This window comes from Aminobacter carboxidus, assembly GCF_014863355.1.
In the GTDB taxonomy this organism is placed as follows: domain Bacteria; phylum Pseudomonadota; class Alphaproteobacteria; order Rhizobiales; family Rhizobiaceae; genus Aminobacter; species Aminobacter carboxidus.
Genome location: NZ_JACZEP010000010.1, coordinates 110748 through 124952 on the forward strand (window position 1 = coordinate 110748; position 14205 = coordinate 124952).

Here is a 14205-nt window from a genome sequence, read left to right on the forward strand (position 1 = left end):
TTGACGAGAGCAAGGTAGCTTTCGCTGTGCTTTCGAAGCGGGCGGCGGCGGCACCAAGGTGCTTGAGTTTGCTACCGCTCGAAATCCGTCAACTCGTAGCGAGCTTGGCCCATCATCAGCTCCCGTCAAGAAGCCTGAATCAGAACCTTGCAACTACGGCCGGCAGTTCATGAGTGCGTATCCTAGAGCAATTCCAGGAAAAGTGCGTAGCGGTTTTCCCTAGGAATTGTGCAAAAACAAGAAGATAGAGAGATTCCGCGATTCGAAGAAAAGCGGAAATTCTCTAATCCACCGCCGGCACCATGCCGAGCGGAATGAAGCCGAGTGTCGCTTTGCCCTTGACGATCTTCAGCGGCAGGGTCGGTGCGTCGCCGAGCAGAGCGAGGCCGGTGAATGCGGTCTCGAACTGCTTCTTCTGCTCGGGAATGACCTCAGACAGGATGCGCGACAGTTCGCGCGGGTTTTGGATCGTCACCTTGAGGTCGGCATCGACCAGTCCGTCGGCTGCGACCGACCATGGGCCGCTCAGCGCCACGCCTGATGTGCCGCCCGAGGTCAGCGTCAGCGAGCGTATGGTGCCCGACTGGCCGCGCAATGCCGGCTGCCTGCTTTCGATGAGGGCAACGCCATTGTTCAGCGTGGTGTCGGCGCTGCCGTCGAGCCTGGGCAGCGTACGGCCGCCGATCGCCTGCGGATCGATCTGGAGGCCGGTGAAGGTGCCGGCAAGATCGATATTGGTGCCGTTGGGGCGCAGATGGGTCTGGGTTTCGTCAGCGCTGAACAAGGGCTTGGCGACGCCGTCGATGAACGCTGCCTTGCCGGAAAGCATCCTGGTTTCGACCGAGATCCGCTCGGGCAGGGGCCGGGCGATGCGGGCGCTGGCACGCAAAAGCTCCCAGTCGAACTGCAATTGCGGCAGGTCGGGTGCGCTGAGCCTGAGCGGGCCGTCGATCTCGAGCACCGAGTGCATCGGCTGGTAGATCTGGGCGGCGGTGCGGAAATTGCCGGCGCTGGCCGAAAGCCTGCGCCCCGAATCCTCATAGTCGAGGCGGTCGCAGAACAGGCCGATGCGGAACGGAAAACCCTTGATTTGAGGGTTGGCGCATTCGAGCGACACGCCGTCGCGGTTGACGCCGGCAATCGCCTTGCGCACCTCGCTCTCGGCCCTGCCGGCGAACCAGAACCAGCCGGCGCTGTAGCCGCCGAACAAAAGCACGATGAAAAGCCCGAGCCACAAGAAGCGGCGGCTGGAATTCGGTTTCGGTTGCTGACTTGACGGCATGCTCGGGCTCTCGCTAACGCGGTGATGTTCACCGCGATCACCAACAGGCTGGCGATATGGGCGATTTTTGGGTTTTTGGCTACGGTTCGCTGATGTGGCGGCCAGGTTTCGCGCATATCGAGACGCGCCGCGCCCGGCTGATGGGTTTTCGCCGTTCCTTGTGCATCCGCTCCTGGGTGCATCGCGGCACCGAAAAGCGCCCCGGGCTGGTGCTCGGCCTCGACCGTGGCGGCTCCTGCGTCGGCCTCGCCTTTTGCGTGCCCGGTGATCTTCGGAACGAGGTGCTGGCCTATCTGCGCGCGCGCGAACTTGTCACCAGCGTCTATCTCGAACGGCAATTGGCGATAAAGCTCGACCGGGGCGAAAAGGTCGAGGCGGTGTGCTACATCGCCGACCGCAAGCATCACCAATATGCCGGCAATCTCGACGCGGCACACGCCGCGCAAATCGTCACCGGCGCTGTCGGCCAATCGGGCCGCAACGAAGACTATGTGCTGACGACGGTCGAACATCTCCAGGCGCTCGGCATTCGCGACCACTGGCTCGAAGAGGTGGCGCGGCGCATCAGTCAGCAGGCCTGATGTCAGCAGCCGAGATCGACGCCCGATTTTCGGCGGCGCGGCGAACGGTTTGGCGCTAAGGATCAGCCATGCTGTTTCAACGCCCCGATGACGATACGCTCTATGACGCACTGATAACCCGCGATGCAGCTTATGACGGTTTTGCCTATGTCGGCGTGCGCACGACCGGCATCTTCTGCCGGCTGACCTGCACCGCCCGCAAACCCAGGCGCGAGAACGTGCAGTTCTTCGACACGACAGTCGAATGCCTGCATGCCGGCTTCAGGCCCTGCCTGCGCTGCCGGCCGATTGGGCTCGGGCGAGCCGGAGCCGCTGGTGGCGACGCTGGTCGATGCGCTCGAGCGTGCGCCGGAGCGGCGCTGGCTCGAAGCCGACATTATTGCCATGGGCCTCGATGCCTCGACGGTCCGCCGCGCCTTCAAGCGCCGCTTCGGCATGAGTTTCCTCGAAATGGCGCGGCTGCGCCGGCTCGGGCAGGCGGCACAACGGCTGGCCTCCGGCGACAGCGTTTTGGAGACGCAGGTCGAGGCGGGTTTTGATTCCGGCAGCGGTTTTCGTGCCGCTGTCACAAGGCTGCTTGGCGAGGCGCCAGCCAAATTGCGCGGCAAGACCATGCTTTGGGCGGACTGGATCGAAACGCCGATCGGGCCGATGATCGCCATTGCCGACCAGCATGCGCTGCACATTCTCGAATTTCTCGAACGCAAGGCACTGGCGAGCGAGGTCGCCAAGCTCAAGGCTGCCACCGGCTCGGCCATCGCCTTCGGCCGGGCGGCCCCCATCGACAAGATCGAGGCCGAGCTTGGGGCTTATTTTGCCGGTGATACGGCTGAGTTCACCACCCGGCTTTCGCCGCAAGGCACCGCCTTCGAACGCCAGGTCTGGGACGGGTTGCGGCGCATCCCGGCGGGCGTTGCTGCGACCTATTCGGGCCTTGCCGCCGAGATCGGCAATCCCGCTGCGGTGCGTGCCGTTGGCCGCGCCAATGGCGCCAACCCGATCGCCATCGTCATTCCCTGCCACCGCGTGGTCGGGGTCAGCGGCGATCTCACCGGTTATGGCGGTGGGCTGTGGCGCAAGCGCTGGCTGCTCGAACATGAGCGGCGGATGGCTGAAGCGCTAGCCAGCCGCTAGCTCGCGACCTCTACGCCGAGTTCCTTCAGTCGCTTTGCTGCCGTCGGCGGCATTGGCGGCGGGTTTTTCGAAGTTGCCGCTTCGATCAGGTATGCGTCGCAGGCGGCTTCGGTCTCCGAGATCAGGCGCTGCATGAATTCCTCGCGTGACAGGCCGGCCGGGATCGGCTTGAGGAAACGCGCCTTGATGGTGCCGGGGAAGCGCAGGAACTTGCGGCGCGGCCAGTACAGGCCGGCGACATGGGCGACCGGCACCACCGGCATGTTGAGTGCGGCGTAAAGTTCGGCGATGCCCCATTTGTAGGCCGGTTCGTCGCCGGGCGCGCGGCGCGTGCCTTCGGGATAGATGATCAGCTGGCGGTCGTTCTGCATTTCGCGGCGTGTCGCCACCACCACCGCCTTCAGCGCTGCCGAGCGTTTGCCGCGGTTGACCGGGATCATCTTCATCTTGGCGATGTACCAGCCGAAGAACGGAATCCACATCAGCTCGCGCTTGAGGATGTAGAGCGGGTCGCGCAGATAGGGGAAAAAGGCGATGGCGTCCCAGAACGACTGGTGCTTGGGCGCCAGGATGAACGAACCCTCGGGCAGGTTTTCGAGCCCTGTCACCTCGCTTCTGGTTCCGGCGATCTTTTCCTGCAGCCACAGGCTCGAACGGGCCCAGAACTTGGGCACCAGCCAGGCGCGATGGCGCGGCGACAGGAAGTAGTAGGGCGTCCACAGGATCATCTGGACGATCAGGCTGACATAAAAGACGAAGTTGAATGCCAGCGAGCGGATAATGAGCATGGGTGAGGCGCGCCTGAGGACTAAATGTCGCCGTTGGTTACACCAAGCCGCCCAAAAAGGAAAACGGCGGCGCGCACAGGATCCGGCTTTTGCGGGCCCGCTTGTGCGGAAGCTATTCGGCGGCCGCCTGGACGACGACGATGCCGTCTGTCGTCGGCTTGACCGGCACGATGCCACGCGCCAGCGCCAGCAGGTACTTGTTGTATTCGGTAAACAGCACGCGGAACGCCTCGGGCTTGGTCAGCCAGCGGCCCTCGCCAAGCTTGGAATTGACCACCGGATAGGGCTCGAGGCTGGCCTTGCGCAGCAGCCGGCCCATTTCCAGCATGCTGCGCGGCATGTGGTAGTTGTTGGTGACCAGGATGACGCGGGCATAATCGTGGCTTTCGACCCACTTGGCGCTTTCTTCGGCATTGCCGATGGTGTCGAGCGCGGCGCGGTCGATGTCGACGCGGTTGAACAGCGACTTGTCGCTGCGCGTCGCCAGCTGCAGCTGCCGGCGCGTCGCTGCGGGGTGCACGCCGCTGATCAGCAGGCGGTCGCCCTTGCCGGCCTTGAGCAGGTCGAGTGCCGCGTCCAGCCGCGACTGGCCGCCGGTCAGGACGATGATGGCGTCGGCTTTTTCAGGGTTGGCGGGCGTGGTCAGGCTGCTGACATGGGTGGCAAACAGCGCGAAACCGCCGGTGAAGATGAAGGCGGCCGCGACGAGGATGAACAATAGGCGGCGCAAAAAAATCATTCTCCGGCGCGGCTTGAGCCCGGCCGGGTAGAATTTCCTTTCCGAAACCGATCCCGATGCGGCGAGCGTGTTCTGACCCATCACGAAACCATGGTTACGCAGGGATTGAGGCTTTTGCAGCGCCTATCTAAGCACATTCTGCAACATTGTGACATCATCGGTGATCACATCCTCTCCGGATGCTGCACGTCGATGTCGCCGAGATAGTTGACGACGGTGAAATGCGAGGTCGCAGCCGTCAGCGCGCCGATCACCGCAACGATGACGGCGACGCCGAGATAGCCGTTCACCCCGATGGCGAAGTTGCCGAACAGGGCTGTCGCCTGGTCGGCTTCTGGTGTGGCGAGGTTGAGCGACGACCACCAGGAAAAGATGATGAACACCAGCACCGCAGCGACGCCGCCGGCGGCAGCGCCCTTCATGCCGGTGAGCAGGAAATGGCGGCGGAACTCGCTGGCGATGAAACCGGCCTCGGCGCCGACGAAATGCAGCACCTCGATGATGTGGCCGTTGCCGGCCATGGCGCCGCGCGTTGCAAACACCACCGACAGCACGGTCGCCGCCAGCATCAGCACCAGCACGCCGGTGCCGATGGTGACGGTGGTGCGCGCCATTGCCACCAGCCGGTCGACCCAGGTGCGGTGATCGTCGAGGGTTGCGGTCGCCACCTTGGGCGTGATCGCCGCGCGCATGGCGCCGAAATCGGGCGGGCTCGTCTGGTCGATGGTGACGATCACCAGCCGCGGCACCGGCAGCTCGTCGATGTTCAGCCCCGAGCCGAGCCAGGGTTCGAGCAGTCGGGCGGTGGCGGCGCGGTCGACGATCCTGGTCGAGCTTACGCCGGCAAACTCGCCGGCGATGCGGGCCGCCGTCTCCAGTGCCGCCTCCATGTCGAGCCCTTCGGCCGGCTTGATCTGGATCGTTGCCTCGCGCGAAATCTGGTTCTCCCACACCGAGGCGGTGTCGCGCACCAAAGTGACCGCGCCCAATGTCAGGCACGACAAAAAGGTCATGATGGCGATGACCAGCACCAAAGCACGGCCGGCGATGTTCTGCGACGGCACGATGGGCGCGGTCTTGCGCTGCAAGCGCGGTGCCGGCTGCTGTTGGCCGGCGCCTCCCAACTCGTCTTCGAACTCGTCTTCGAGTTCGTCGTCGTGGGCGCGGGTGTCGGTCAGGGCCTCAGTCATAGATGTCGAGCCTCCCGCCGGCGAGGATCATGCGGCGCGCGTCGACCTGGTCCATCAGGCCGAGATCGTGGGTGGCGATGACGACGGCGGTGCCAAGCCGGTTGAGCTCGATGAACAGCCTGAGCAGGCGTCGCGCCAGCGGCGGATCGACATTGCCGGTCGGCTCGTCGGCGAGCAGGATTTCGGGTTGCTCGATCAGCGCCCGGGCGATCGCGGCGCGCTGCTTTTCACCGCCCGACAGCACCGGCGGCAGCACATGCATGCGCTCGCCGAGGCCGACCCATTTGAGCAGCTCGGTGACGTCGGTGCGGTAGCTGGCCTCCTCGCGCCCGCGCACGCGCAGCGGCAGCGCCACATTCTCGTAGGTGGTCATGTGGTCGAGCAGGCGGAAATCCTGGAACACCACACCGATGCGCCGGCGCATCAGCGGCAGTTCGGTGCGCGTGATGCGCGAGCGGTCCTTGCCAAAGACGCTGATCAGGCCGCGTGTCGGCTTGAGCGACAAGAACAGCAGCCTGAGCAAGGTGGTCTTGCCGGCACCGGAAGGCCCGCTCAGGAACTGGAACGAGCGCTCGGGGATGTGGAAGGAGATGTCACGAAGGATCTCCGGTCCCATCCCGTATCTGAGGCCGACATTCTCGAAGCGGATCACGTGCAACAGACCTTGAAGTGGCGAAACCCTGGGAACTGGCGAAACCCCGGGAACTTACGAAACCATGGGAACTTGCGAATCCACGGAGATTCATCGGGACCCTGGCTGCCCGTTTCTACGAAACGACCATGGGTCCGCATGGTTAACGGACGGTTAAGTTTCCGTCCGGGGTGGGGCGCTGTGGCACCTCGGTGGCGAAGCATTAACCATTTCCGTTTACCCCCTCTCAGCAAAATGTCTAAGGGGTCTGATGGCTGAGCAGCGGAAAGCACGCCCGGTTTCCGGCGAAATCATGACCGATGACGGCCGCGACACTTCCGCCCAGCTCCAGCGCGTGCATGCTTGTGACATCATCGACGCCGATTTCGAGGTCGTGACGCCTGCCGAGCGCCAAAACGAATCATCTGCCGCCCAGCCCGTTTTCGCCAACCCGTCCGCCAATGTCGGCGGCATGGAGATGTTGCGTTCGGCGCGACTGCGCCCTGAGGCCGGGCCGGTGCGCGGGGGGCCGATCTTCTGGCTTGCCGGTATCTCCTTGGCAGCAGTGGCGTTTTGGGTCGCCGGCGGGCACCAGCTTGTACATGCGGCAGCGTTGCCGCTGCCCTGGCAGGCGCCTGATCTGCGCATCGCCGAGATCAGTTCGCGCATCGACAGCTCCGGGGTCAGGCCGCTGCTGCTGGTCGACGGTGCCGCCTTCAACGATGGTCAAAGCCCGGCCCTGTTGCCGCCGATCGACGTGGCCGTGACAGGCAATGACGGCAAAACCTTGCGCTACAGGCTGGGGACAGGGGCCGTTCCGGTGGCGCCGGGCGCAAGTTGGGCCTTTTCGAGCCGGCTCGACGTGCCTATGAACGGGATAAAGACCGTCACGGTCGCTTTTTCGGAATAGGATGCTGTCATGCCTGTTGTGCGCGACAAGGAAATCGAAGTGCTGTTCTCCGCCTCGGCGATCGCGCGGCGCAATCTCGAACTGGCCAAGGACATCGCGGCGCACGACTACACCGACCTTTTGGTCATCTCGGTGCTGAAGGGCTCGTTCATCTTTGCCGCCGACCTGATCCGCGCCATGCACGATGTCGGCCTGTCGCCGGAAGTCGAGTTCATCTTCATCTCCAGCTACGGCGCGGGCACCACCAGCGGCGAGGTCCGTGTGCTGCGCGACATCGACAACGAGGTTGCCGGCCGCGACGTGCTGTTGATCGACGACATTCTCGAATCGGGCAAGACGCTGAAGTTCACCCGCGAGCTGATGATGTCGCGCGGCGCCAAGAGCTGCTCGATCGCCGTGCTACTCGACAAGCGCATGCGCCGCAAGACCGACCTCGACGCCGATTATGTCGGCTTCGACTGCCCCGATTATTTCGTCGTCGGCTACGGCATGGACGTGGCGCACGCCTTCCGCGAGCTGCCTTTCGTCGGCGTGGTCAAAGGCGAAGCCTGAGCGGCGATCACAAATTTTGCGGCGTTCAGAAATCGTCAACCAGTCGCGGCAAATATCGCCGCCATGGCAAAACTTCTGATCGTTGAGGACGATGAGTCCGTCCGTACCCTCGCTGCCCGCGCGCTCGAACGCTTGGGCCACAAGGTCGATGTCGCGTGCGATGGTGCTGAAGGGCTCGACCGCATCCTTCAGGCGCGCGGCTGTTATGACCTCGTCGTCTCCGACATCCGCATGCCGGAGATGGACGGCATCGAGATGGCGCAGAATGCGGCGCGCGCCTATCCCGGCCTGCCGATCCTGTTGATGACCGGTTATGCCGACCAGCGCGAACGCGCCGAGGAACTCGACGCGATCATCATCGATGTCGTGCAAAAGCCGTTCACTCTGTCGGAGATCCGCGACCGCGTCTCGCTGGCGCTCGCCGCTCAGTCGAGCGTGGCGCTTGCCGGTGCTGCCTGAGGCGGCCGCGTCCCGACATTGAGCGCAAAGATGCCGGCGCCGACGATCAGCAAGGCGCCGATGACAGTGCCTGAGCCGGGGACCTCGGCGAAGAACAGGAAGCCCCATAACGGCGCCCACAGCAGCCCGGTATATTCGAAGGTCGCCGCCTTGTTGGCCGGGGTCAGCCGGTAGGCCTGGCCGAGCAGCACCATGCCGGCAGCGGCAATGACGCCGCAGGCGCCCATCATCAGGAAATCGCTGAGGCTTGGCCAGAGCCATGGCCGCATCAGGAAATCGAGGCTGGGATGCCCGGTCTGCTGGAAGCCGGTGGCGGCAAAGACCGTGGTGATGACCACCGCGCCGAGGAGATAGGCGGCGTTCTGGTAAAAGGCCATGGTCGTTGCACTTTCGCTGACGCCGACCTTGCGCGCCATCAGCTGCGAGAAGCTGTAGAGAAACGCCGAGGCCAGCGACAGCAGGGCTGCCCATTCGAAGATGCCGGCACCGGGATTGACCATGACGATGACGCCGAAAAGGCCGACGGTGCCGGCACAAAGGCTTTGCCACGGCAGGCGCTCGCCGAGATAGGGGCCGGCCATGGTCATGATCAAAAGCGGTGCGAGGAAGAAAAGGGCTGCCGCATCGGCGATCGGCAGTGCCGGGATCGCCAGGTAATAGGCGCAGTAGGACACAAACAGGATCGCCGAGCGCGTGGCAAGGAAACGCCAGTTGGGCGAGGCCAGTGCCGCCAGCCCGACATCGCGATGCACCAGCACAAGCAGGATCGGCAGCGCCACGACAGCGCGTATCAGCAGCGCCTCGCTGACCGGGTAGGTGCCTGAAACCGCCTTGATCAGCGCGTCCTGGATCGAAAACACCAGCACGCCCAGGCATAGGCAAAGGATGCCGACAAGCGTTCTGTTGCGCATGTTATGGGGGTGCCCAGCTGTGAGGTCGTCCTGACGATTGTAGCCTGAGATCGGGCGGCGCGAGAGCGCTTGCCGGCGCTGCCTGTTGGGCCAGCGGCGGGCGTCCGGTCTTCGGAGCATTCGGCCAAAAACGATGCGCCGAGCCAAAAAAAACCCGCCGGCAAAGTCGCGGCGGGTGAGTAACTACCAGTCGGCAGCCGCATCTGACGGCCACCTTCCAATGGGTAGCGGGACTATTCTCCGCCGTTTGACACGATGCAAACGAATTGAAATGATGACAGTCATTAGATTTTTTCATGGCTGAAAACGTTTTCATGACCGCCCGCCTCGACAGCGACCTGTTGCGCACATTTCTCGCGGTGGCCGAGAGCGGCAATTTCACCCGCGCGGCCGAAGGCGTCGGCCGCACCCAGTCGGCGATCTCGATGCAGATCAAGCGGCTCGAACAGATCGTCGGCGACACATTGTTTGCGCGCGGCGCACGCGGCGTCGCACTGACCGAGCGCGGCACCGAGCTTGTCGCCAATGCCCGCCGCATCGTTGCCCTGCTCGACGAAACCGCCTCGGCGATGCGCGCGGCACCGCTGGGCGGGCCGGTGCGGATCGGCCTGCCCGAGGAATATGGCCAGCCCGTGCTGTCGCGTGCGCTCGGAGCGTTTGCCAAGCGCCATTCCCAGGTCGAGGTCACCGTCCGCTTCGGTTATTCGGTGTCGCAGCTGGCCGCCCTTGCGGCGGGAGAGCTTGATCTGGCGGTGGTGTTCGAATGGCAGCATCCCTCAGGCGCCGAAGTGCTAATGAGCGACCCGACCGTCTGGGTGACCTCGATCCATCATCATCTGCACATGCTGCGGCCGCTGCCGATCGCCATGTACACCCGCCATGGCTGGTCGCGCGATTATGCGCTGCGCTCGCTCGAACGGCGCGGCATCGACTACCGCTTCGCCTACACCAGCGACACCACCAACGGGCTGTCGCTGGCCGTCACCGCCGGCCTTGCCGTGGCGCCGATGGCGCGCTCCAACATTCCCCTGGACTGCCGCGAACTGACCGAAACAGAAGGTTTTGGGGCGATCGACACGACAAGGGTGGTGCTGCACCGCAATCCGCGCGCCACCAGCGAAGCCGTCGACGCCATGGCCGATGCCATCCGCGAGGCGTTTCATCAACGGCGCTGAATGCGAAACTGAATCGACCTCCTGCCAACGCTCCTGACAAAATGGTGTCAGGATGGCGGTGCTATTCTGGCACCCTCAGAACGAGGAGAGAGCCATGATCACCTTCTATCACGCCCCTTGGTCGCGCGCGTCCAACATGCTTTGGCTGCTCGAGGAACTCGGCGCGCCTTATGAGATCGAGACTGTCGACATCCGCGCGCCTGGCGGGGTGGCGGAAGAATACCGCGCGATCCAGCCCAACAAGAAGGTGCCGGCGATCGTCCATGACGGCGTGGTGGTCACCGAGCGGGCGGCGATCTGCACCTATCTGTGCGATGCCTTTCCCGAAGCCGGCCTTGCGCCCGCCATCGGCGACAAGATGCGCGCGCCTTATCTGACCTGGCTGGTCTATGCCGATGCGGTGTTCGACCCTACGCTTGCGGCCAAGGCGCATGGCCACGAATTCATGGGTGGCGGCTATTCCTATGGCTCGTTCAGCGAGATGGTCGCCAATCTCGAAAAGACGCTGGCCTCGCGCCCTTACATCGCCGGCGACCGCTTCACCGCGGCCGACACCCAGATCGGCGGCGGCATCAATTTCGGCATCCGCGTGCTCAAGACCTTGCCCGAAAAGCCGGTGTTCCTCGACTATGTCGAGCGCCTCGCAGCACGCCCCGCCTTCCAGCGCGCCAGCCAGAAGGATTATGCCATGGCGCAAGAGGCGGGCATGGTTGCGGGGTGAAGGGAGGGGGCGGCTGAAGGGCAGAGCGGGACCTTGCACTTTCGGCCTCGCGCTTCTTCACACCCCTCTCTGTCCTGCCGGACATCTCCCCCGCAAGGGGGGAGATCAGGCCGTCATCGGCGCCGAAGCCAATCACTAACGCCGCAAAGCTGGTTCTACGTCGTCACAGGATGAGCGCCGTCGGCGGCAAGATTAATCTCCCCCCTTGCGGGGGAGATGGCCGGCAGGCCAGAGAGGGGTGGGACGGAGAGCGCCGGTGCAGTAAGGGCGCACGAATCAAGGCAGCTCCCGCCGCCGCTAAAACCGCCTATCTCAGCTCCAGCAGCCGCTCGAGATAGCTGCGTTCCAGTTCGGGGCTGAGCGCGTTGCCCAGGCGCTTGCGGATGGCGTCGAGGATCTGGCGGGCGCGCTGGACGTCGATCTCGTCGGGCACCTTGGTCGAGTCGCCGAAATCGGGGCCGGTGGTGGCGCGCGGCCGGCCGAGCGGGTCGCGGTCGGCATTCTGCTGGCGGCCGCCTTCGCCGCTGCCGCCCTGGTCGCCCTGCATCGCCTGCATCTGCTGCATCATGTCCTGGGCGCCCTGGCGCAGCGCTTCGAGCGCACGGCCCTGATGGCCGACGGCGCGGTCGCCTTCGCCCTTGCCGAGCGAACCCTCGGCCTGGTTCATCGATTCACCGGCGTCGCCAAAACCTTTGCCGGGCTTGATGCCAAGGCCCTCGAGCCCCTTCATCAGCGCTTCGAGATCCTTTTCGAGCTGGCCCTGGCCCTGCTGCAACTGCTTCAGCGCATCGGCGAATTCCTGCGGCGTCATCGGCCGGCCCTGCTGGCCCTTGCCCTGCTCGTCCTTGCCTTGCTCGCCCTGTTGCTGCTGCTGGCCGGGCTCGCCGCTGTCGCCGAACGGATCGCTCTGCTGGTCGCCCTGCTGGCCGCGCTGCATCTGGTCCATGCGGAAGGTCTCGTTCATCATCTCCTGCTGGCGCCGCATGATCTCGCCGAGCTTGTCCATCTGTTGGCGCATCTCGGAATTCTGCTGGCCCTGCTGTCCCTGCTGGCGCTTGCCGGCCTGCAGGTTGTTCATCATGTCCTGCAATTGCGACAAAAGCTCACGCGCCTGGTCGCGATTGCCCGACTTGGCCAGGTTCTCGATCTGGTCGAGCATGCGCTGCAGGTCGCTCTGGCGCAGCTCCTGGCCCGGCGACTGGTCCTGGGTGGTCTGGTTTTGCTGGTTGCGTTCGGCGAATTCGCGCAGGAATTCGTTCATCGCCTCGCGCAGCTCGGCCATCAGCTTGTCGATCTCTTCATCGCTGGCGCCGCGTTCAAGCGCGTCCTGCAAGGCCTGCTGGGCCTGGCGCAGGCGCTTTTCCGCCGCCGACAGGTCGCCGTCCTCGATGCCGAGCGCCACCTGCCAGAGGTAGGTTGCGACCTCGCGCAGCTGATCGTCGGAGCCGGCCATCTTGAGCCGGGTGCGGGCGCTCATCAAGGCGAGGTAATGCGACAGGTTGTCGATCGTATCTTCGGGCCTGAGCGTGATCGCGTCCATCAGCTCGAGCACGCGCGCCCTGGCATTGGCGTCGAGCGAAAGCAGCCGCCTTTGCTCGATCACCGCGCGGGCGAGGGGGTTGGTGAAGGGTTTTTCGGGCAGGATGATGGTCTTGGTTTCGCTTTTGGCTTGCTGGCCGGCGTCGTCGGTGGCGTGCAAGGTGAGCTTCACCGAAGCCCCGGCCCAGACATGCTCGGTCAGGTCGCGTGTCGCCTTGATGGGCTTCTTGGCGGCATTGCGGCGCGGCAAGGACAGCGGCATTTCGGGCGGGCCGTAGAGCGGGCGGGCATTCGGCGCCTGTTGTTCGGCCAAGGCGAAGTCGGCCTTGGCCGAGGCTGCGCCATAGTCGTCCTCGATAGTGTAGTTCAGCTCCAGCGTGCCGTTGACGGCGCGCTTGGGCTCGCCGGCAAAGCTGATCTTGGGTGGCGTGTCGGCAATGACGGTGAAGGCCCAGCTGTCGAGCTCGTCGTCGCCGGACTTCAGCGTAAGCTTACCCTCGGTGGTGAGCTTGTCGGCAAACTGCCTGACAGTGGCGACAGGCCCCGAAGTCACGGGTGCTGCGGGATCGGCTTTTGGGCCCATCGGGGCGATGTCGCGCACCGTGCCTGAAGCATCGGTGAAGGCGAGGGTTTCTTCGCCCGAGCCGCCGGTGACACGCAGCGACAATTCACTGCCCTCGGGCACACTGACGACGCCAGCATCCTTGCTGGCATCGGCGGTCAGGAAGATCGGTGCCTTGCCGGTATAGGTCGGCGGCGTCACCCAGGCGTCGATGCGCGGCGGAACGAGGTCATGCGCCGCATGCGCCCTGAAGGCGTCGCCCAAGCGGCCGCCGCTCGGACCGAACGAGAGGGCAAAGGCTGAGACAAACAGCAAGGCGGCCCCAGCGCGCAGCGCCCATGGATCGCGCTCGGGCACACGCGTCCTGGGCAGGTCGCCGCCAAGGCTGCCGAGCCGTTCGGCCATGCGCTTCTGGTGTTCGCGCCACAAGGCGTCGGCAAAGCCGTCGGGCTTGCCCGAGGGCCGGTCGGTCTGAACCTGCACCGGGGTGTGCAGCAGCTGGTTGGCACGTTCGAGACGGCTGTCGATCTCGACCCATGTCGGCAAGCGGAAAAAGCGCAACGGATAAAGTGCGGCAAGCCCGGCAAGGCCGAAGGCAATGGCCAGCGCCAGCCGCGCCATGTCGGGCAGCACCCTGAACAGGCCAAGCCATGACAGGCTGACGAACAGGCTCACGACAACGATTGCCGGCAGCACCAGCGGCCAGCCGCGCTCGACGACCATGGCCGCCGATATGGCCAGGCGCGTCCGGCCCAGGCTGGCGGCGAGTTTGCGGTGCAAAGCTGGTCTTGTCGGTTCCGTCATCGGCCTTTCCGCATGGGTGGCGCGGGCCACCTGCCTTTTGGCAGAATAGCATCAATCACGGCGAAGGCGAGGCGACCTACGTAATCGTGAAGCTTGGCAGCCACGCTGCCAGCAGATGCGCCGGGCCTGTAGCACGACCTTTCGATGGGCGCGATTGCGCACGTTGGCATCAGTTGCCGATCGATTGCCGTGAACGCCGAAAGGCATGTCCATCGCCCGAAAGGCGA

13 protein-coding genes and 1 pseudogene are annotated in these 14205 nt (G+C 64.5%); 7 read left to right on the top strand and 7 right to left on the bottom strand.

Translation table 11 applies throughout. The features are described 5' to 3' along the window. Nucleotides 1-283 precede the first annotated feature (283 nt). Nucleotides 284-1282, bottom strand: a complete 999-nt coding sequence (locus IHE39_RS24290) for a DUF2125 domain-containing protein (protein ID WP_192568261.1) — start codon at nt 1280-1282, stop codon at nt 284-286. A gap of 56 nt (nt 1283-1338) precedes the next feature. On the opposite strand from IHE39_RS24290, the gene IHE39_RS24295 reads away from it, so the two are divergent. Further along, a complete protein-coding gene (locus IHE39_RS24295; RefSeq protein WP_192568262.1) occupies nt 1339-1863 on the top strand; it encodes a gamma-glutamylcyclotransferase in 525 nt (174 codons plus the stop codon). Nucleotides 1864-1931: 68 nt separating this feature from the next. After that, nucleotides 1932-2997 (top strand): annotated as a pseudogene (locus IHE39_RS24300) (bifunctional transcriptional activator/DNA repair enzyme AdaA). Here the strand turns inward: IHE39_RS24300 and IHE39_RS24305 are convergent. The 4 genes from IHE39_RS24305 to ftsE all read right to left on the bottom strand — a co-directional run bounded on the left by IHE39_RS24305 (nt 2994) and on the right by ftsE (nt 6366). Further along, a complete protein-coding gene (locus IHE39_RS24305) occupies nt 2994-3785 on the bottom strand; it encodes a lysophospholipid acyltransferase family protein (protein ID WP_192568263.1) in 792 nt (263 codons plus the stop codon). The pseudogene IHE39_RS24300 and the gene IHE39_RS24305 overlap by 4 nt on opposite strands. Before the next feature lie 112 nt (nt 3786-3897). Beyond that, a complete protein-coding gene (locus IHE39_RS24310) occupies nt 3898-4524 on the bottom strand; it encodes a YdcF family protein (RefSeq protein WP_434781338.1) in 627 nt (208 codons plus the stop codon). Between the two features lie 164 nt (nt 4525-4688). Beyond that, complete coding sequence (locus tag IHE39_RS24315) at nt 4689-5714, bottom strand: cell division protein FtsX (RefSeq protein WP_246485615.1); 1026 nt, start codon at nt 5712-5714, stop codon at nt 4689-4691. Further along, nucleotides 5707-6366, bottom strand: a complete 660-nt coding sequence (gene ftsE / locus IHE39_RS24320) for a cell division ATP-binding protein FtsE (RefSeq protein WP_184773974.1) — start codon at nt 6364-6366, stop codon at nt 5707-5709. Before ftsE ends, IHE39_RS24315 begins: the two co-directional genes overlap by 8 nt. A 292-nt stretch (nt 6367-6658) precedes the next feature. Between ftsE and IHE39_RS24325 the strand changes: the two genes are divergently transcribed. The 3 genes from IHE39_RS24325 (at nt 6659) to IHE39_RS24335 (ending at nt 8266) form a co-directional block, all read left to right on the top strand. Then, nucleotides 6659-7255 (top strand): hypothetical protein, encoded by a 597-nt coding sequence (locus tag IHE39_RS24325; protein ID WP_246485616.1) that lies wholly within the window; start codon nt 6659-6661, stop codon nt 7253-7255. Nucleotides 7256-7264: 9 nt separating this feature from the next. Beyond that, nucleotides 7265-7807, top strand: a complete 543-nt coding sequence (gene hpt / locus IHE39_RS24330; RefSeq protein WP_184773976.1) for a hypoxanthine phosphoribosyltransferase — start codon at nt 7265-7267, stop codon at nt 7805-7807. Between the two features lie 63 nt (nt 7808-7870). Beyond that, complete coding sequence (locus IHE39_RS24335; RefSeq protein WP_192568265.1) at nt 7871-8266, top strand: response regulator; 396 nt, start codon at nt 7871-7873, stop codon at nt 8264-8266. Here the strand turns inward: IHE39_RS24335 and IHE39_RS24340 are convergent. Next, the gene (locus IHE39_RS24340) at nt 8233-9177 is read right to left on the bottom strand and encodes a DMT family transporter (protein ID WP_192568266.1); all 945 of its coding nucleotides are present in this window, start codon (nt 9175-9177) and stop codon (nt 8233-8235) included. The two genes, IHE39_RS24335 and IHE39_RS24340, sit on opposite strands and share 34 nt — an antisense overlap. Before the next feature lie 314 nt (nt 9178-9491). On the opposite strand from IHE39_RS24340, the gene IHE39_RS24345 reads away from it, so the two are divergent. Both IHE39_RS24345 and IHE39_RS24350 read left to right on the top strand, forming a co-directional pair. Then, nucleotides 9492-10352, top strand: a complete 861-nt coding sequence (locus IHE39_RS24345) for a LysR substrate-binding domain-containing protein (RefSeq protein WP_192568300.1) — start codon at nt 9492-9494, stop codon at nt 10350-10352. Nucleotides 10353-10446: 94 nt separating this feature from the next. After that, entirely contained in the window at nt 10447-11073 is a 627-nt protein-coding gene (locus tag IHE39_RS24350; RefSeq protein WP_192568267.1) for a glutathione S-transferase family protein, read from the top strand. Nucleotides 11074-11380: 307 nt separating this feature from the next. Here IHE39_RS24350 and IHE39_RS24355 read toward each other — a convergent pair whose 3' ends face one another. After that, on the bottom strand, nt 11381-13978 hold the full coding sequence (locus IHE39_RS24355) for a TIGR02302 family protein (protein ID WP_192568268.1): 2598 nt from the start codon (nt 13976-13978) through the stop codon (nt 11381-11383). Between the last annotated feature and the right edge of the window lie 227 nt (nt 13979-14205).